16 protein-coding genes are annotated in these 18,490 nt (G+C 50.8%); 15 read left to right on the top strand and 1 reads right to left on the bottom strand.

Going from position 1 to position 18,490, the window contains the following annotated elements:
• Nucleotides 1–49: 49 nt before the first annotated feature.
• From msrP to ACLJRS_RS22830, 12 genes are all read left to right on the top strand, one after another.
• Complete coding sequence (msrP, locus tag ACLJRS_RS22885) at nt 50–1,054, top strand: protein-methionine-sulfoxide reductase catalytic subunit MsrP (protein ID WP_000723876.1); 1,005 nt, start codon at nt 50–52, stop codon at nt 1,052–1,054.
• Nucleotides 1,055–1,654 (top strand): protein-methionine-sulfoxide reductase heme-binding subunit MsrQ, encoded by a 600-nt coding sequence (gene msrQ, locus ACLJRS_RS22880; RefSeq protein ID WP_001241496.1) that lies wholly within the window; start codon nt 1,055–1,057, stop codon nt 1,652–1,654.
• Between the two features lie 392 nt (nt 1,655–2,046).
• The gene (gene accB / locus ACLJRS_RS22875) at nt 2,047–2,517 is read left to right on the top strand and encodes an acetyl-CoA carboxylase biotin carboxyl carrier protein (RefSeq protein WP_000354626.1); all 471 of its coding nucleotides are present in this window, start codon (nt 2,047–2,049) and stop codon (nt 2,515–2,517) included.
• 10 nt (nt 2,518–2,527) lie between these two features.
• Nucleotides 2,528–3,877 (top strand): acetyl-CoA carboxylase biotin carboxylase subunit, encoded by a 1,350-nt coding sequence (accC, locus tag ACLJRS_RS22870; protein ID WP_000884627.1) that lies wholly within the window; start codon nt 2,528–2,530, stop codon nt 3,875–3,877.
• A gap of 108 nt (nt 3,878–3,985) precedes the next feature.
• Nucleotides 3,986–4,228, top strand: a complete 243-nt coding sequence (locus ACLJRS_RS22865) for a YhdT family protein (RefSeq protein WP_000340016.1) — start codon at nt 3,986–3,988, stop codon at nt 4,226–4,228.
• Entirely contained in the window at nt 4,218–5,669 is a 1,452-nt protein-coding gene (gene panF, locus ACLJRS_RS22860; protein WP_001175739.1) for a sodium/pantothenate symporter, read from the top strand. Before ACLJRS_RS22865 ends, panF begins: the two co-directional genes overlap by 11 nt.
• Nucleotides 5,670–5,680: 11 nt before the next feature.
• A complete protein-coding gene (prmA, locus tag ACLJRS_RS22855) occupies nt 5,681–6,562 on the top strand; it encodes a 50S ribosomal protein L11 methyltransferase (RefSeq protein WP_001145847.1) in 882 nt (293 codons plus the stop codon).
• Nucleotides 6,563–7,222: 660 nt separating this feature from the next.
• A complete protein-coding gene (gene dusB, locus ACLJRS_RS22850; RefSeq protein WP_001219664.1) occupies nt 7,223–8,188 on the top strand; it encodes a tRNA dihydrouridine synthase DusB in 966 nt (321 codons plus the stop codon).
• A gap of 25 nt (nt 8,189–8,213) precedes the next feature.
• Nucleotides 8,214–8,510, top strand: a complete 297-nt coding sequence (gene fis / locus ACLJRS_RS22845) for a DNA-binding transcriptional regulator Fis (protein WP_000462905.1) — start codon at nt 8,214–8,216, stop codon at nt 8,508–8,510.
• An 85-nt stretch (nt 8,511–8,595) separates the two neighbouring features.
• Entirely contained in the window at nt 8,596–9,480 is an 885-nt protein-coding gene (yhdJ, locus tag ACLJRS_RS22840) for an adenine-specific DNA-methyltransferase (RefSeq protein WP_000642611.1), read from the top strand.
• Nucleotides 9,481–9,562: 82 nt separating this feature from the next.
• The gene (locus ACLJRS_RS22835) at nt 9,563–9,727 is read left to right on the top strand and encodes a DUF2556 family protein (RefSeq protein ID WP_000620015.1); all 165 of its coding nucleotides are present in this window, start codon (nt 9,563–9,565) and stop codon (nt 9,725–9,727) included.
• 150 nt (nt 9,728–9,877) lie between these two features.
• On the top strand, nt 9,878–11,977 hold the full coding sequence (locus ACLJRS_RS22830) for a putative bifunctional diguanylate cyclase/phosphodiesterase (RefSeq protein WP_001145328.1): 2,100 nt from the start codon (nt 9,878–9,880) through the stop codon (nt 11,975–11,977).
• A 2-nt stretch (nt 11,978–11,979) separates the two neighbouring features.
• On the opposite strand, the gene envR is transcribed toward ACLJRS_RS22830, so the two are convergent.
• Nucleotides 11,980–12,642 carry an acrEF/envCD operon transcriptional regulator gene (gene envR / locus ACLJRS_RS22825; RefSeq protein WP_001085721.1) on the bottom strand — a complete coding sequence of 221 codons (663 nt, stop codon included), beginning with the start codon at nt 12,640–12,642 and terminating at the stop codon, nt 11,980–11,982.
• Nucleotides 12,643–13,055: 413 nt separating this feature from the next.
• On the opposite strand from envR, the gene ACLJRS_RS22820 reads away from it, so the two are divergent.
• The 3 genes from ACLJRS_RS22820 (at nt 13,056) to ACLJRS_RS22810 (ending at nt 17,796) form a co-directional block, all read left to right on the top strand.
• Complete coding sequence (locus ACLJRS_RS22820; RefSeq protein WP_000160383.1) at nt 13,056–14,213, top strand: efflux RND transporter periplasmic adaptor subunit; 1,158 nt, start codon at nt 13,056–13,058, stop codon at nt 14,211–14,213.
• 11 nt (nt 14,214–14,224) lie between these two features.
• A complete protein-coding gene (locus tag ACLJRS_RS22815) occupies nt 14,225–17,338 on the top strand; it encodes an efflux RND transporter permease subunit (RefSeq protein WP_001273277.1) in 3,114 nt (1,037 codons plus the stop codon).
• A 236-nt stretch (nt 17,339–17,574) separates the two neighbouring features.
• A complete protein-coding gene (locus ACLJRS_RS22810; protein ID WP_000825645.1) occupies nt 17,575–17,796 on the top strand; it encodes a membrane protein in 222 nt (73 codons plus the stop codon).
• Nucleotides 17,797–18,490: the final 694 nt, after the last annotated feature.

Raw genomic sequence — 18,490 nt, 5'->3', positions numbered from 1 at the left:
GTCATATTCACTACACGCCATGTTGTGGTGGGTAGACCGGGAGTCTGTGATGAAAAAGATACGTCCATTAACAGAAGCCGATGTGACTGCGGAATCGGCTTTTTTTATGCAGCGCCGACAGGTGCTAAAAGCATTAGGCATCAGCGCGGCCGCCTTATCCTTACCCTCAACGGCGCAGGCCGATCTCTTCAGTTGGTTTAAAGGCAACGATCGTCCGAAAGCGCCTGCCGGTAAACCGCTTGAGTTTAGTCAGCCTGCCGCCTGGCGAAGCGATTTAGCGTTAACGCCGGAAGATAAGGTGACGGGCTACAACAATTTCTATGAGTTTGGCCTCGATAAAGCCGACCCGGCGGCCAATGCCGGAAGTCTGAAAACCGAACCGTGGACGTTGAAAATCAGCGGGGAAGTCGCGAAGCCATTTACGCTGGATTATGACGATTTAACACATCGTTTCCCATTAGAAGAGCGTATCTATCGAATGCGCTGCGTCGAAGCGTGGTCCATGGTCGTGCCGTGGATTGGTTTCCCTTTATATAAGCTACTCGCGCAGGCACAGCCCACCAGCCACGCTAAATATGTGGCATTCGAAACGCTATACGCGCCGGATGATATGCCAGGACAGAAAGATCGTTTTATTGGCGGCGGACTGAAATACCCTTATGTCGAAGGGCTACGTCTGGACGAAGCCATGCATCCGCTGACTCTGATGACCGTTGGCGTCTATGGTAAGGCGTTACCCCCGCAAAACGGTGCGCCTATTCGACTCATCGTTCCATGGAAGTATGGTTTTAAAGGTATTAAATCTATTGTCAGCATTAAACTCACCCGCGAACGTCCGCCAACCACCTGGAATTTGTCGGCTCCCAACGAATATGGTTTTTACGCCAATGTGAACCCGCATGTGGATCATCCACGCTGGTCTCAGGCTACCGAACGCTTTATTGGTTCAGGCGGTATCCTTGATGTGCAAAGGCAGCCGACGCTGCTGTTTAACGGCTACGCCAATGAAGTCGCTTCGCTGTATCGCGGTCTCAATTTGCGGGAGAATTTTTAAGTGCGTCTGACAGTAAAACAGATAACCTGGCTAAAAGTTTGTCTGCATCTTGCCGGTTTTTTGCCGCTTCTGTGGCTCTTTTGGGCGATAAATCACGGTGGACTCAGCGCAGACCCGGTAAAGGATATCCAACACTTTACCGGCAGAACCGCGCTCAAATTTTTGCTCGCCACCTTGCTGGTTTCACCGCTGGCGCGCTACGCTAAACAGCCATTATTGATACGCACACGCCGCCTGTTAGGATTATGGTGTTTCGTTTGGGCTACGCTGCATTTAACCAGCTATGCCTTGCTGGAACTGGGGATACATAACCTGGCGCTGTTAGGAAGCGAGTTGATTTCACGCCCTTATTTGACGCTTGGGATCATTAGCTGGCTGGTGTTACTAGCGCTGACGTTGACCTCAACGCAATTTGCGCAGCGTAAATTGGGTAAACGCTGGCAAACACTGCATAACGTCGTCTATCTTGTCGCGATCCTGGCTCCCATACATTACCTGTGGTCGGTAAAGATTTTATCACCGCAACCGGTCATCTACGCGGCATTAGCGTTAGCCCTTTTAGCGTTGCGTTACCGGAAGTTTCGCCAGTGGTGGCGCTAGTTTGGTGAACTGTGCGGTCGATTGCAAAACGCAAAACAGGTAATGTCCTTTTTATGTTTCGGGTTGATTATCTTCCCTGATAAGACCAGTATTTAGCTGCCAATTGCGACGAAATAGTTATAATGTGCGACTTTACATTGCCCAACGGCGATTTTCGTTCGCAGAAAGGGTGACAATCGAGCAATGAAGGTATATTTTGTTTTTTGCCCGAAAATGGCAGAAGATAGCCACACAATGACTGGCAAATCATGAATTTCACCTTCGGGTGCTACGGCATAACAGGCAAATCAAAGATGCGCGGTATTTTACCCGCGGCAGTCATTCACATGCTTTACAGACGGCGCTAAAACGCCTGTCACAATCACACTAAACAAAGAGTACGGAACCCACTCATGGATATTCGTAAGATTAAAAAACTGATCGAGCTGGTTGAAGAATCAGGTATCTCCGAACTGGAAATTTCTGAAGGCGAAGAATCTGTTCGCATCAGCCGCACAACGGCAAACGCCGGTTTTCCGGTGATGCAGCAGGCTTATGCGGCGCCGATGATGCAGCAACCCGCTCTGTCTAACGCTGTCGCGCCAGCGGCTACTCCAGCAATGGAAGCGCCTGCCGCAGCGGAAATCAGTGGTCACATCGTACGCTCCCCAATGGTTGGTACTTTCTACCGCACCCCAAGCCCGGACGCGAAAGCGTTCATCGAAGTGGGCCAGAAAGTGAACGTGGGCGATACCCTGTGCATCGTTGAAGCCATGAAAATGATGAACCAGATCGAAGCTGACAAAGCAGGTACTGTGAAAGCGATTCTGGTCGAAAGTGGTCAACCGGTAGAATTTGACGAGCCACTGGTCGTCATCGAGTAACGAGGCGAACATGTTGGATAAAATTGTCATCGCCAACCGCGGCGAGATCGCACTACGTATTCTTCGAGCCTGTAAAGAACTCGGCATCAAGACCGTCGCTGTGCACTCAAGCGCGGATCGCGATTTAAAACACGTATTGCTGGCGGATGAGACGGTCTGTATTGGTCCGGCACCGTCCGTAAAAAGTTATCTGAACATCCCGGCTATCATTAGCGCCGCTGAAATCACCGGCGCGGTGGCAATCCACCCGGGTTACGGCTTCCTTTCTGAGAACGCCAATTTTGCCGAGCAGGTTGAACGCTCCGGCTTTATCTTTATCGGCCCGAAAGCGGACACCATCCGCCTGATGGGCGATAAAGTGTCCGCGATTACCGCGATGAAAAAAGCGGGCGTGCCGACCGTACCAGGATCTGACGGCCCGCTGGGCGACGATATGAATGCGAACCGCGCTCATGCCAAACGTATTGGCTATCCGGTGATCATCAAAGCGTCCGGCGGCGGCGGCGGCCGCGGTATGCGCGTGGTTCGTAGCGATGCTGAACTGGCGCAGTCCATCTCCATGACCAAAGCGGAAGCGAAAGCGGCTTTCAGCAACGACATGGTATACATGGAAAAATACCTGGAAAATCCACGCCACATCGAAATTCAGGTGCTGGCGGACGGCCAGGGCAACGCTATCTATCTGGCGGAACGCGACTGTTCCATGCAGCGTCGCCACCAGAAAGTGGTTGAAGAAGCCCCGGCGCCAGGCATTACGCCGGAACTGCGTCGCTATATCGGCGAACGCTGCGCGAAAGCGTGCGTAGACATCGGCTATCGCGGCGCAGGGACGTTCGAATTCCTGTTCGAAAACGGCGAGTTCTATTTCATCGAAATGAACACCCGTATTCAGGTTGAACACCCGGTGACTGAAATGATTACCGGCGTCGATTTGATCAAAGAGCAGTTGCGCATCGCGGCGGGTCAGCCGCTGTCGATCACACAGGACGAAGTTGTCGTTCGAGGCCATGCGGTAGAATGCCGTATCAATGCCGAAGATCCGAACACCTTCCTGCCAAGCCCAGGCAAAATCACGCGCTTCCATGCGCCTGGCGGCTTTGGCGTTCGTTGGGAATCCCATATCTACGCGGGCTACACGGTGCCGCCGTACTATGATTCCATGATCGGCAAACTCATCTGCTACGGTGAAAACCGCGACGTGGCGATTGCCCGTATGAAAAATGCCCTGCAGGAACTGATTATCGATGGTATCAAAACCAATATCGATCTGCAGACCCGCATCATGAATGACGAGCACTTCCAGCACGGTGGAACCAACATCCACTATCTGGAGAAAAAACTCGGTCTTCAGGAAAAGTAATCGCACGTTAATCTCAAAAGGCCGGTGAATCCGGCCTTTTTTATTTCTGGGGATAGCGATGCCCCATCATGTACAATTCCCGCTTTCTTCACCCATAAGGGACAAAAAATGGACGCTCGTTTTGTTCAGGCCCATAAAGAGGCGCGCTGGGCGCTGTGGCTGACCCTTTGCTATCTGGCGGCATGGTTAGTGGCTGCTTACTTACCTGGAGACTCTCCGGGAATTACCGGTCTGCCGCACTGGTTCGAGATGGCCTGCTTATTGACGCCGCTGGTCTTTATTTTGCTGTGCTGGGCGATGGTGAAATTCATTTATCGCGATATTCCGCTGGAGGATGACGATGCAGCTTGAGGTCATTCTACCGCTGGTAGCCTATCTGGTCGTGGTCTTCGGGGTCTCGATTTACGCTATGCGCAAGCGTACCGCCGGCACCTTTTTAAACGAATATTTTCTTGGCAGCCGTTCGATGGGCGGGATCGTGCTCGCGATGACGCTTACCGCCACCTATATTAGCGCCAGTTCATTTATCGGCGGTCCCGGCGCGGCTTATAAATACGGTCTGGGCTGGGTCTTGCTGGCGATGATCCAGCTTCCCGCCGTCTGGCTTTCACTGGGTATTCTGGGTAAAAAATTCGCTATCCTGGCGCGTCGCTATAATGCCGTCACGCTTAACGATATGCTATTCGCTCGTTACCAAAGCCGCCTGCTGGTGTGGTTGGCAAGCCTGAGTTTATTGGTCGCGTTTATTGGCGCAATGACCGTACAATTTATCGGCGGCGCGCGACTGCTGGAAACCGCGGCGGGGATTCCCTACGAAACCGGCCTGCTAATATTTGGCGTCAGTATCGCACTCTATACGGCGTTTGGCGGCTTTCGCGCCAGCGTACTTAACGATACGCTACAGGGCCTGGTGATGCTGGTCGGCACGATAGTGCTGCTGGTGGGCGTGATCCATGCGGCGGGCGGTCTAAATCAGGCCGTTGACACGCTGCACGCTCTCGACCCCAAACTGGTAACGCCGCAGGGCGCCGATGACATACTTTCTCCCGCCTTTATGACCTCTTTTTGGGTACTGGTCTGTTTTGGTGTGATTGGCCTGCCGCATACGGCGGTGCGCTGCATCTCCTATAAAGACAGTAAAGCGGTACACCGGGGCATTATTATCGGTACGATTGTCGTGGCGATTTTAATGTTCGGGATGCACCTTGCCGGCGCGCTGGGTCGCGCGGTGCTTCCGGATCTGACGGTGCCGGATCTGGTGATCCCAACGCTAATGGTGAAAGTTTTGCCGCCGTTTGCCGCCGGGATCTTCCTCGCTGCGCCAATGGCGGCGATCATGTCAACAATTAACGCCCAACTGCTGCAAAGTTCCGCGACGATCATTAAAGATCTCTATCTCAACCTGCGCCCCGATCAGATGCAAAATGAGATCCGGCTGAAGCGTATGTCGGCAGCGATTACATTACTGCTAGGCGCGCTGTTGCTGCTGGCCGCGTGGAAACCGCCAGAGATGATCATTTGGCTCAACCTGCTGGCGTTTGGCGGCCTGGAAGCGGTGTTCTTATGGCCGCTGGTACTGGGCCTTTACTGGGAGCGGGCAAACGCGGCAGGCGCATTAAGCGCCATGATCGTGGGCGGCGTGCTATATGCCCTGCTTGCCACATTTAATATTCAGTACCTGGGCTTTCATCCGATTGTGCCCGCGTTACTGTTAAGTTTATTGGCTTTTTTGATCGGAAACCGATTCGGCTCTTCCGCTTCGCAAGCCACCGTATTGTCTACTGATAAATAAAGAGTTTTGCCATGCCATGGATCCAATTGAAACTGAATACCACCGGCGCGAATGCTGAAGAGCTGAGTGATGCGCTGATGGAAGCGGGCGCCGTTTCCATTACCTTTCAGGATACGCACGATACGCCGGTTTTTGAGCCGTTGCCGGGCGAAACCCGTCTGTGGGGCGATACCGATGTGATCGGTCTGTTCGACGCCGAAACCGACATGAAAGACGTTGTCGCGATTCTGGAGCAACATCCGCTGCTGGGTGCCGGATTTGCCCATAAAATCGAACAACTGGAAGATAAAGACTGGGAACGCGAATGGATGGATAATTTCCATCCGATGCGTTTTGGCGAGCGTCTGTGGATTTGTCCCAGCTGGCGTGACATTCCGGACGAGAATGCCGTCAACGTGATGCTCGACCCGGGACTGGCGTTCGGTACGGGTACGCACCCCACCACCTCTTTATGTCTGCAATGGCTGGACGGGCTCGATCTCAACGGCAAAACCGTGATCGACTTTGGCTGCGGTTCAGGCATTCTGGCGATTGCCGCGCTGAAGCTGGGAGCGGCAAAGGCGATTGGTATTGATATCGATCCGCAAGCTATTCAGGCCAGTCGCGATAATGCCGAACGCAACGGCGTGTCTGACCGGCTGGAGCTGTACCTGCCGAAAGACCAGCCAGAAGCCATGAAAGCCGACGTGGTCGTCGCTAACATCCTGGCAGGCCCATTACGCGAACTGGCCCCGTTAATCAGCGTACTGCCCGTTGAGGGCGGTCTGCTGGGGCTTTCAGGTATTCTCGCCAGCCAGGCGGAAAGCATCTGCGATGCTTACGCCGAGCTTTTCACTCTCGACCCGGTCGTCGAAAAAGAAGAATGGTGCCGCATTACTGGCCGTAAGAAATAATTCTTGTCAGCGTGGTCGCCCGGCCACGCTTTTCTCCACACAACTGCCTTAACGCCTTTCAGGCACCGAGACATCATTAAATTCATCAAATGAATGCCTGAAATGACTTCTTTGTCACTATCCGTCTGGATAAACAGCTGCTACCAGCGGACAAAAGGTACTGGCGTTTTAACGGGTCGCAGCCATCGCCCTCGTACTTAGTAATGCTGTCCGGGTTGTTCTGCAGCATCCGCTATCGCGCTCTTCAGCACAGCTGGAAAAATTTATGCGTGCCATTCATGAACACAAAAGCGCGTCTGTGCGCCCCCTTCCGACTGGCAATGGAGAAAAGTCACGCGCAGCGGGAAGTGATCTTGTCCTGAAACGAGACGGCGATCCCATTCATTTGGGGTAATTAGCTTATAAAAAAAGCAGATTATTCCGCTTATCTTGTTTCTGGTCGAAGAAATAGAGAGAAGTTACGGGAATTTGTAAGCGCGTACAAAACCGCCGACATTAAATAACCCTATGATTTTACTGAATTATAAATTTATTTTGCTGTTTTTAAGCACGATTCATTGATCTACAACAGTGGATTGTTCAAAGTTTGGCCTTTCATCTCGTGCAAAAAATGCGTAATATACGCCGCCTTGCAGTCACAGTATGGTCATTTCTTAACTCATGCGCATCGGACAATATCAGCTCAGAAATCGCCTGATCGCAGCGCCCATGGCTGGCATTACTGACAGACCTTTCCGGACGCTGTGCTATGAGATGGGAGCAGGATTGACAGTATCCGAGATGATGTCTTCTAACCCGCAAGTGTGGGAAAGCGATAAATCTCGTTTACGGATGGTGCACGTTGATGAGCCAGGAATTCGCACGGTGCAAATTGCCGGTAGCGACCCTGTTGAGATGGCCGATGCCGCACGTATTAACGTGGAAAGCGGCGCCCAGATTATTGATATCAATATGGGGTGCCCGGCGAAGAAAGTGAATCGTAAGCTGGCAGGTTCAGCCCTCTTGCAGTACCCGGATTTAGTGAAGTCTATACTCATCGGGGTCGTAAACGCAGTGGACGTTCCTGTGACTCTCAAGATTCGCACCGGCTGGGCGCCGGAACACCGTAACTGCGTAGAGATTGCCCAACTGGCTGAAGATTGTGGTATTCAGGCTCTGACCATCCATGGCCGCACCCGCGCCTGTTTGTTCAACGGAGAAGCTGAATACGACAGTATTCGGGCAGTTAAGCAGAAAGTTTCCATTCCGATTATCGCGAATGGCGACATTACTAACCCGCATAAAGCCAGAGCTGTTCTCGACTATACAGGGGCGGATGCCCTGATGATAGGCCGCGCAGCTCAGGGAAGACCCTGGATCTTTCGGGAAATCCAGCATTATCTGGACACTGGGGAGCTGCTTCCGCCGCTGCCGCTGGCAGAGGTAAAGCGCTTGCTTTGCACGCATGTTCGGGAACTGCATGACTTTTACGGTCAGGCAAAAGGGTACCGAATCGCGCGTAAACACGTCTCCTGGTATCTCCAGGAGCACGCTCCAGACGACCAGTTTCGGCGCACATTCAACGCTATTGAGGACGCCAGCGAACAGCTGGAGGCGTTGGAGGCATACTTCGAAAATTTTGCGTAAACAGAAATAAAGAGCTGACAGAACTATGTTCGAACAACGCGTAAATTCTGACGTACTGACCGTTTCTACCGTTAACTCTCAGGATCAGGTAACCCAAAAACCCCTGCGTGACTCGGTTAAACAGGCACTGAAGAACTATTTTGCTCAACTGAATGGTCAGGACGTTAATGACCTGTATGAGCTGGTACTGGCTGAAGTAGAACAGCCCCTGTTGGACATGGTGATGCAATACACCCGTGGTAACCAGACCCGTGCTGCTCTGATGATGGGCATCAACCGTGGTACGCTGCGTAAAAAATTAAAAAAATACGGCATGAACTAATTTCGATTAGCTAACTGCTTGTTTAAAAAGGCGCTACTCGGCATGGGGAAGCGCCTTTTTTATACGCATCACATGGAATTTGGTCATGAAAGCGGAATGTGAACCTCAGTACTTTGGCGATGAATCGAAGAAGATTATTCACGGTGACGCGCTAACAGAACTTAAAAAACTGCCTTCTGAAAGCATTGACTTAATTTTTGCCGATCCGCCTTACAATATCGGAAAAGATTTCGACGGTATGGTGGAATCCTGGGACGAAGCGTCTTTTCTGGCCTGGCTGTATGAATGCATTGATGAGTGCCACCGCGTACTGAAGAAACACGGCACCATGTACATCATGAATAGCACAGAAAATATGCCGTATATCGATCTCAAATGCCGAACGCTTTTTACCATCAAAAGCCGTATCGTCTGGTCCTATGATAGTTCCGGGGTGCAGGCGAAAAAATACTTTGGTTCTATGTATGAACCGATCCTGATGATGGTAAAAAACCCGAAAAGCTATACCTTTAACCGTGATGCGATTCTGGTCGAAACCACCACGGGCGCTAAGCGCGCGCTAATCGATTATCGAAAAAACCCGCCCCAACCATACAATCAGAAAAAAGTGCCGGGCAACGTCTGGTCATTTCCTCGCGTACGTTATCTGATGGATGAATATGAAAACCATCCTACGCAAAAGCCCAGCGCGCTGTTAAAACGGATCATACTGGCCTCTTCTAACCCGAGCGATACCGTATTGGACCCTTTCGCAGGCAGTTTCACCACAGGCGCTGTCGCAGCGGCGTCAGGTCGTAAGTTTATCGGTATTGAACTCAATAATGAGTACGTAAAAATGGGGCTCAGAAGATTGAGCGTCACTTCGCATTATTCAGAAAATGAACTTGCAAAAGTCAAAAAGAGAAAAACACAAAACCTGTCCAAAAAGCAGCGAAATGTCGGGATAAACGCGCTATCTTCAGAGAAGTAAAAGCATTGTAAGTCCGCTTTTCAGCGTCAAAATTTCATGTATATTCCCAGCACGCATGGGCATGAATACACAGGATTTGACGATGATACGTAAGTATTGGTGGCTGGTTGTTTTTGCCGTCTCCGTTTTTCTTTTTGATGCGCTTTTGATGCAATGGATCGAATTGATGGCGACTGAACAGGATAAGTGCCGAAACATGGACTCGGTTAACCCTCTTAAATTGATCAATTGTACCGATCTGGAGTAGCGAACCGGGCGATTTAACCTATGATTATTTATCACCCGGACTTCTTTTATCCCTTATAAAAACAGGGAATTAAAACACGTTGAGGATAAAAGAAGGGGTGATACTGTCTCGTCCTGTTCTTTTCCTGCATAACCAATGAGCTAATGATACATGCCGGTTAGTGAGTACAACCACATCCTTGTGGCGGTTTCATTTGCTGTCGCTATTTTTGCGTCCTATACCGCATTAAATATGGCCGGACGCGTAGCCGGAAGCGCTCGATCAAACGCCAGAATATGGCTAATGGGCGGCGGCTTCGCGCTGGGCGTCGGTATTTGGGCGATGCATTTTGTCGGGATGCTGGCGATGGATCACGCGATGAACATGCGCTTCGATCCGTTCCTCACCGGCCTCTCCATGCTGATCGCGATCGGCTCCTCCCTGTTTGCGCTATGGCTGGTCAGCGCTGAAAAACTGCGCCTGCGCCGTTTATTGCCGGGCGCGCTGGTGATGGGACTGGGCATCAGCGCAATGCATTATACCGGGATGGCGGCGCTGCAATTTGCTTCCATTATCGTCTGGAATAGCGCGTGGGTTGCCCTCTCTATCATTATCGCGCTACTGGCGTCCTGCGGCGCGCTGTGGCTCACGTTCCGCCTGCGTCATGAGGGAACAGATGTCGCCCTGAGGCGAGCAGGCGCCGCGGTATTAATGGGGATAGCTATCGCCGGCATGCATTACGCCGGCATGAAGGCCGCACACTTTCCCCAAAACTGGCCGATGGAACATCGTGGCGTCGATAGCAACTGGCTGGCTGTTCTTGTCAGCGTGGTCGCGCTGACTATCCTGGGCATTACTCTGCTGGTTTCTTTATTTGACGCCCGGCTTCAGGCCCGCACCGCACTACTTGCCTCTTCGCTGGCGCAGGCGAACCAGGAACTGGCGCAGTTGGCGCTGCATGATACGCTCACCCGTTTACCAAACCGGGTACTCCTTGAGGATCGTCTGGAACAGGCCATCAGCAAAGCGAATCGGGAAGGCTCGTCTTTCGCGCTACTGTTTATGGATCTGGATGGCTTTAAAACCGTTAATGACGCTTATGGTCATGATATCGGCGATAAGCTACTGGTAGCGGTCACGCATCGTCTGAACCAACCGCTGAGCGGTCAGTTTACCTTGGCGCGGATTGGCGGCGACGAATTTGTGCTGCTTGCAGAAGTCAGCGCGCCTGACGAAGCGGCTTCCCTTGCCAGCGCGCTGGTACATTCGATAGATGCGCCTTTTACGATAGATCCGTATGAATTGGTCGTCACCCTTAGCGTGGGAATAGCGCTCTATCCGCTGGACGGAAAAAACGAACGGGAACTGATGTTCAACGCCGATGCCGCAATGTACCACACGAAACATACGGGGCGTAACGGATACCATTTCTTTCAGCCATCAATGAATATGCTGGCGCAAACCCAACTTCAGCTAATGAATGACCTGTGGCTGGCGCTGGAAAGACAAGAGCTCAGGCTGGTGTATCAGCCTAAATTTCAGGCCCCTGCCGGTCCCATTGTAGGATTTGAGGCCCTGTTGCGCTGGTATCATCCAAAACAAGGCGTACTGAATCCTGACCAGTTTTTACCGCTGGCGGAAAAAACGGGTCTTATCGTCACTATCGGTAGCTGGGTGATAGACGAGGCGTGTCGACAGCTCCGCGAGTGGCACTTACAGGGATACGCCTTATGGTCAGTGGCGGTAAATCTGTCCGCCTTACAATTTGAGCAGCCCGGCCTTGTGGACACCATTACGCGGAGCCTGGCCCGACACAGTATCCGTCCCGATTTATTGATTCTGGAAATCACCGAAACCACGGCGATGAACAAGCCGGAGCAAAGCGTCGCTATACTCACCAGATTAACGGAAATGGGGGTTAAGGCCTCTATTGACGACTTTGGCACTGGCTATTCCAGCCTTCTCTATCTGAAACGTCTTCCGGCGTGCGAACTAAAAATTGATCGCGCTTTCGTACATGAACTCAGCGAGGCAGGCGACGGCGCGACCATTGTTGCGGCTATTGTCGCGCTGGCGAAAGCGTTAAATCTGCAAATTGTGGCAGAAGGGGTAGAAAATGAAACGCAGCAACAATTTTTGACCCAGTTAGGATGCCATACGCTTCAGGGGTTCCTGCTTGGCAAGCCGCGTACGGCAGAGGAAATTGCTCGCGATATTCGGGACCCTGCCAATATATTCACAAGATCAATATATAATATCAACTCAAAATAATCTCAGGCTTCTTCCGCCTGTTGTTCATTTGGCATTAATTGCCTCACACTGCCATCCGGGCTTAGCATTTTTAATACATTATCGACTAATGCAGGCGCCTGCTTATAGAGATCATAACTTGTGGGATTCATTAACCAGTTCTTTACTATTCCGCTAAAACTACCATGCAGAATAATTAATATGACATCCAGATCAAGACTGCCTGAGATCAGCTTTTTATCCATACATCGCTGTAATACTTCAAGCAGCGACTGATGATGGAAACCAATCTTCTCCCGAATGGCCTGTTCCGATATCATACCATTATGGAATTCACATTTATGATATAAAATCTGCATTAATGCCTGCTGACGAGGCACTGCCGCAATATATTGTAAGGCTGCAATAAATTTCTCTCGTAGATCCTGTAAAGGATTATCATTCCAGCATCCCGTAAGCCTATCCTGAATAAGTTCGCGTAAAGGTGGTTGCTGTAACCAAACCTCATTAAACAACTGCGTTTTATTCTCAAAGTGCCAGTAGATGGCGCCCCGCGTGACATCAGCGGCATCAGCGATATCATTCAACGTCGTGTTGGCAACGCCGCGCAAAGCGAACTGCGCAATAGCGGTTTCAATCAAATGTTGCCGCGTTTTAAGCGCATCCGCCTTCGTTTTCTTCGCCATAATTAAGATATCCTGGACCATAAAAACGATAAATACGCTGATAAAATACTCAGCACAAAAAACAACTTTATCATGTCCTTTTTAGTCAGACGAGAGACAGCTATTTTTATTTCGCACAATATCGCCAAATCAATAATAAAAACAAATAAATTAATAAAACACATTCATATAAAATATATATTTCTATTTATGTTATTCAACATCATGATTTTACTAATCGGGACATTATGAAACGACAGGGAATAGTTCTTTTTTTTTGCTTTTATGTGCCGTGAACCCCATCCCAAAATAAGTATTGCTTACATCACAAGCTAATAATTTGTAGGATACCCCACTGCTATTCTATTTTTCGCGCGTTAACGCCTTACCGTTATCCGGTGAATAACGAGCTTTCGGTTTTTTAAGGAACAGTAATGACGAAACATGCCAGGTTTTCACTCCTGCCCTCATTCATCATATTCTCTGCTGCGCTGCTGGCCGGTTGTAATGACCAGGGAGATACCCAGGCTCATGCCGGCGAGCCGCAAGTCACCGTCCATGTGGTCGAAACAGCGCCGCTAGCCGTAACGACCGAACTTCCCGGACGTACGTCCGCATTTCGCATTGCGGAGGTTCGCCCCCAGGTGAGCGGGATCGTGCTTAAAAGAAACTTCACCGAAGGTAGCGATGTAGAGGCCGGACAGTCGCTTTATCAGATCGATCCTGCCACTTATCAGGCCGATTATGACAGCGCTAAAGGCGAACTTGCTAAAAGCGAAGCGGCTGCGGCTATCGCGCACCTGACGGTCAAACGCTATGTTCCACTGGTCGGCACAAAATATATCAGCCAACAGGAATATGATCAGGCGATTGCCGACGCCCGCCAGGCCGATGCCGCTGTTGTGGCGGCAAAAGCCGCTGTTGAAAGCGCGCGTATTAACCTTGCGTATACCAAAGTCACCTCACCCATCAGCGGGCGTATAGGAAAATCTAATGTGACTGAAGGCGCGCTGGTGACTAATGGTCAGTCAACTGAACTGGCTACCGTGCAACAACTCGACCCGATTTATGTCGACGTGACGCAATCAAGCAACGACTTTATGCGACTCAAGCAATCCGTCGAACAAGGTAACCTGCATAAAGACAGCGCCAGTAGCACGGTTCAACTGGTAATGGAAAATGGTCAGGTCTACCCGATTAAAGGCACGCTGCAATTTTCCGACGTTACCGTAGATGAAAGCACCGGCTCTATCACGCTCAGGGCGGTGTTCCCTAACCCGCAACACAGTCTGCTTCCCGGTATGTTTGTTCGCGCCCGCATTGATGAAGGCGTCCAGCCCAATGCCATCCTTGTCCCCCAGCAGGGCGTAACCCGCACGCCGCGCGGCGACGCAATGGTGATGGTGGTTAACGATAAAAGCCAGGTCGAAGCCCGCAATGTCGTGGCGGCGCAGGCTATTGGCGATAAATGGCTCATCAGCGAAGGGTTAAAACCGGGCGATAAGGTCATCGTCAGCGGCTTACAAAAAGCGCGACCGGGCGTCCAGGTGAAAGCCACTACCGATGCTCCTGCAGCGAAAACGGCGCAATAAGGTAACCGTACATGGCAAACTTTTTTATTAGACGTCCTATTTTCGCCTGGGTTCTGGCCATTATCCTGATGATGGCTGGCGCACTGGCAATAATGCAACTTCCCGTTGCGCAGTATCCAACCATTGCGCCGCCAGCGGTTTCTATTTCTGCAACCTATCCTGGCGCGGATGCGCAGACGGTACAGGATACGGTTACTCAGGTTATCGAACAAAATATGAACGGTATCGATAACCTGATGTATATGTCCTCTACCAGCGACTCTGCTGGTAGCGTGACCATCACCCTGACCTTCCAGTCCGGAACCGATCCGGATATCGCGCAGGTTCAGGTGCAAAATAAATTGCAGCTCGCCACGCCTTTACTGCCGCAAGAAGTCCAGCAGCAGGGGATTAGCGTTGAAAAATCCAGCAGCAGCTTTTTGATGGTCGCCGGGTTCGTCTCAGATAATCCGAACACTACCCAGGACGACATCTCTGACTATGTCGCCTCTAACATTAAGGATTCTATCAGCCGTCTGAATGGTGTGGGCGACGTTCAGCTATTTGGCGCACAGTACGCCATGCGTATCTGGCTGGATGCGAATCTGCTAAATAAATACCAGCTCACGCCAGTTGACGTCATCAACCAGTTAAAAGTACAGAACGACCAGATTGCGGCAGGCCAACTGGGCGGCACGCCAGCATTACCGGGCCAGCAGCTTAACGCCTCAATCATCGCCCAAACGCGTCTGAAAGATCCGGAAGAGTTCGGCAAAGTTACGTTGCGCGTCAATACCGACGGCTCTGTCGTCCATCTCAAAGATGTCGCGCGTATTGAGCTTGGCGGTGAAAACTATAACGTTGTAGCGCGCATTAACGGTAAACCGGCCTCCGGTCTCGGTATTAAACTGGCGACCGGCGCTAACGCGCTGGATACCGCAACCGCAATCAAAGCGAAACTGGCGGAGCTGCAGCCTTTCTTCCCCCAGGGAATGAAGGTGGTTTATCCTTATGACACAACGCCCTTCGTAAAAATATCTATCCACGAAGTGGTAAAAACGCTGTTTGAAGCGATTATTCTGGTGTTCCTGGTAATGTATCTGTTCTTACAGAATATCCGGGCAACCCTGATTCCTACCATCGCTGTTCCTGTCGTGTTGCTAGGCACTTTTGCGGTACTCGCCGCCTTTGGCTATTCCATCAATACCCTGACGATGTTCGGCATGGTACTGGCGATAGGGCTGTTGGTTGACGATGCGATAGTGGTCGTAGAAAACGTTGAACGTGTAATGATGGAGGATAACCTTCCTCCCCGAGAGGCGACGGAAAAATCCATGTCGCAGATTCAGGGAGCGCTGGTTGGTATCGCGATGGTACTGTCTGCGGTATTTATCCCGATGGCCTTTTTTGGCGGCTCGACCGGGGCAATTTATCGCCAGTTCTCTATTACTATTGTTTCAGCAATGGCGCTATCCGTTCTGGTTGCGTTGATTCTGACGCCAGCGCTGTGCGCTACGCTGCTTAAACCCGTATCTGCTGAACATCACGAGAAAAAAAGCGGCTTCTTTGGCTGGTTCAATACCAGGTTTGACCACAGCGTTAACCACTATACTAACAGCGTAAGCGGCATCGTGCGTAATACGGGTCGCTATCTCATTATCTATCTACTTATTGTAGTCGGAATGGCGGTTCTGTTTTTACGCCTCCCGACCTCCTTCCTGCCGGAAGAAGATCAGGGGGTATTCCTGACCATGATTCAGCTCCCCTCTGGCGCTACGCAAGAACGTACGCAGAAAGTGCTGGATCAAGTCACTCATTACTACCTGAATAATGAAAAAGCGAACGTCGAAAGCGTGTTTACCGTAAACGGCTTTAGCTTTAGCGGTCAGGGACAAAACTCAGGGATGGCATTTGTCAGCCTTAAACCCTGGGAAGAGCGTAACGGTGAAGAAAATAGCGTCGAAGCCGTTATCGCCAGAGCGACACGCGCCTTCAGCCAGATTCGCGACGGGTTGGTGTTCCCCTTCAACATGCCAGCAATTGTCGAGTTAGGTACCGCGACAGGTTTCGACTTTGAACTGATTGATCAGGGAGGACTCGGTCACGATGCGTTAACAAAAGCGCGTAATCAACTCCTAGGTATGGTCGCGAAGCATCCTGACCTATTAGTGCGCGTACGCCCGAACGGGCTGGAAGACACGCCACAGTTCAAGCTGGATGTCGATCAAGAAAAAGCGCAGGCGCTCGGTGTTTCGCTGTCTGATATCAACGAAACCATCTCCGCGGCGTTGGGCGGCTATTACGTTAACGACTTTATCGATCGCGGACGAGTGAAAAAAGTATACGTTCAGGCTGACGCTCAGTTCCGTATGCTGCCGGGAGATATCAACAATCTTTATGTACGCAGCGCCAATGGCGAGATGGTGCCCTTCTCTACCTTTAGCTCAGCACGGTGGATTTATGGTTCGCCACGCCTGGAACGCTATAACGGGATGCCGTCAATGGAACTGCTCGGTGAAGCAGCGCCCGGACGAAGTACCGGTGAAGCCATGTCGTTAATGGAAAACCTGGCTTCACAGCTGCCAAACGGTATTGGCTATGACTGGACAGGTATGTCGTATCAGGAACGGTTGTCAGGTAACCAGGCGCCGGCGCTGTACGCAATCTCACTCATTGTCGTTTTCCTCTGCCTTGCCGCTCTGTATGAAAGCTGGTCAATTCCGTTCTCGGTAATGCTGGTCGTACCGCTCGGCGTGGTTGGCGCTCTGCTTGCAGCGTCATTGCGCGGTCTGAACAATGACGTTTACTTCCAGGTTGGCTTGTTAACCACTATTGGCCTTTCTGCTAAAAACGCCATCCTGATTGTTGAGTTCGCCAAAGATCTCATGGAAAAAGAAGGACGTGGATTGATTGAAGCGACGCTGGAAGCATCCCGTATGCGTTTACGTCCTATTCTAATGACCTCGCTGGCCTTTATTCTCGGGGTAATGCCGTTAGTTATCAGTCGTGGCGCAGGTAGTGGGGCACAGAACGCAGTAGGCACAGGGGTTATGGGGGGAATGTTAACCGCAACCTTATTAGCTATCTTCTTCGTGCCAGTATTCTTCGTTGTTGTAAAACGCCGATTTAATCGCCATCATGATTAACCGGTAAACAGAGGCGTCTTCGGACGCCTTTTTAAACGGTACGTCTTTATCTCCGCTATTCCCCCTCTCCGCTTACCTCTGCATTCTCCATAGTTTTTACAATTCACATGAATTGAGATGATTCCTCATGTCGGCCATTTTTTCTGTGGTGGTAAAATAACTCTCGTTTTCGCAGCGGTTAGAGCCAGCATTTACGTTGCTGTACTTCGCGAAACGCTGATTAATGAGGTAACACCATGAAAAGACTAATTCCAGTTGCATTGCTTACCACCTTATTGGCAGGTTGTGCACATGATTCTCCCTGCGTACCGGTTTATGACGATCAAGGGCGGCTGGTTCATACCAATACATGTATGAAAGGTACTACGCAGGATAACTGGGAAACAGCAGGCGCTATTGCTGGCGGAGCTGCGGCGGTAGCAGGGTTGACGATGGGTATCATTGCGCTTTCTAAATGATACATGCAGGCGCGGCAATGCCGCGCTTTCAGTAATAATATAAAGGTCGTAAGGATACTCAGCGACGTAATCTGTTCAGTCTATCCCCCGAAAGTTAACACGATAAAACGCTCCCTTTTCTTACTCGCCCATCCCGATGGTATTTATTCTATTCCTTGTCCGATGCAGACAAAATTGTAGCTTGATAGCATCGTAAGCCGCATTACAAACAGGCTTTATACAGTAAGACTTAGAGCGTGGTCATTAGGCGTAATTATCGCAGACAGTCTGGATATAAACCGGAGCATGCACGTAATACATGAGGATTTTGAGCACTGTCCCAGGGCCAAACTGGCAAATAAAATAGCCTAATGGACCAGATTCTTAGTCCTCAGCGAATATCTCTATTGCTTATTAGAGGCGTAAGTAAAAGCCGTTTGTACATCTACTTCAGCACGGTTCACATTCGATGGTTCAGGCGGATATATGGCGGGAAATCACGTTGACTAAAACGGTTTTTATCCACTCTACGAAGATGTTTAAAACGCGTCGGCGTCATTACCCGATAACTTTTTCCATAGAAAGATAAATGCAAAAAGGCCCAGTCTTTCGATTGGGCCCTTTGCTTTATTTGATGTCTGGCAGTTTATGGCGGGCGTCCTGCCCGCCACCCTACGGGCCGTTGCTGCGCAACGTTCAAATCCGCTCCCGGCGG

The sequence above is a fragment of the Salmonella sp. SAL00670 genome (assembly GCF_046552235.1).
GTDB classification, from domain to species: Bacteria; Pseudomonadota; Gammaproteobacteria; order Enterobacterales; family Enterobacteriaceae; genus Salmonella; species Salmonella enterica.
This window is presented reverse-complemented; position numbering and strand designations above follow the sequence as displayed.

Bases quoted from the DNA above. Each gene is read 5' to 3' on its own strand.
- msrP (WP_000723876.1), top strand. From the start codon at position 50: ATGAAAAAGATACGTCCATTAACAGAAGCCGATGTGACTGCGGAATCG.
- yhdJ (WP_000642611.1), top strand. From the start codon at position 8,596: ATGAAAGCGGAATGTGAACCTCAGTACTTTGGCGATGAATCGAAGAAG.
- ACLJRS_RS22810 (WP_000825645.1), top strand. From the start codon at position 17,575: ATGAAAAGACTAATTCCAGTTGCATTGCTTACCACCTTATTGGCAGGT.
- fis (WP_000462905.1), top strand. From the start codon at position 8,214: ATGTTCGAACAACGCGTAAATTCTGACGTACTGACCGTTTCTACCGTT.
- ACLJRS_RS22830 (WP_001145328.1), top strand. From the start codon at position 9,878: ATGCCGGTTAGTGAGTACAACCACATCCTTGTGGCGGTTTCATTTGCT.
- ACLJRS_RS22815 (WP_001273277.1), top strand. From the start codon at position 14,225: ATGGCAAACTTTTTTATTAGACGTCCTATTTTCGCCTGGGTTCTGGCC.
- dusB (WP_001219664.1), top strand. From the start codon at position 7,223: ATGCGCATCGGACAATATCAGCTCAGAAATCGCCTGATCGCAGCGCCC.
- envR (WP_001085721.1), bottom strand. From the start codon at position 12,642: ATGGCGAAGAAAACGAAGGCGGATGCGCTTAAAACGCGGCAACATTTG.
- accC (WP_000884627.1), top strand. From the start codon at position 2,528: ATGTTGGATAAAATTGTCATCGCCAACCGCGGCGAGATCGCACTACGT.
- ACLJRS_RS22820 (WP_000160383.1), top strand. From the start codon at position 13,056: ATGACGAAACATGCCAGGTTTTCACTCCTGCCCTCATTCATCATATTC.
- panF (WP_001175739.1), top strand. From the start codon at position 4,218: ATGCAGCTTGAGGTCATTCTACCGCTGGTAGCCTATCTGGTCGTGGTC.
- ACLJRS_RS22865 (WP_000340016.1), top strand. From the start codon at position 3,986: ATGGACGCTCGTTTTGTTCAGGCCCATAAAGAGGCGCGCTGGGCGCTG.
- prmA (WP_001145847.1), top strand. From the start codon at position 5,681: ATGCCATGGATCCAATTGAAACTGAATACCACCGGCGCGAATGCTGAA.
- ACLJRS_RS22835 (WP_000620015.1), top strand. From the start codon at position 9,563: ATGATACGTAAGTATTGGTGGCTGGTTGTTTTTGCCGTCTCCGTTTTT.
- accB (WP_000354626.1), top strand. From the start codon at position 2,047: ATGGATATTCGTAAGATTAAAAAACTGATCGAGCTGGTTGAAGAATCA.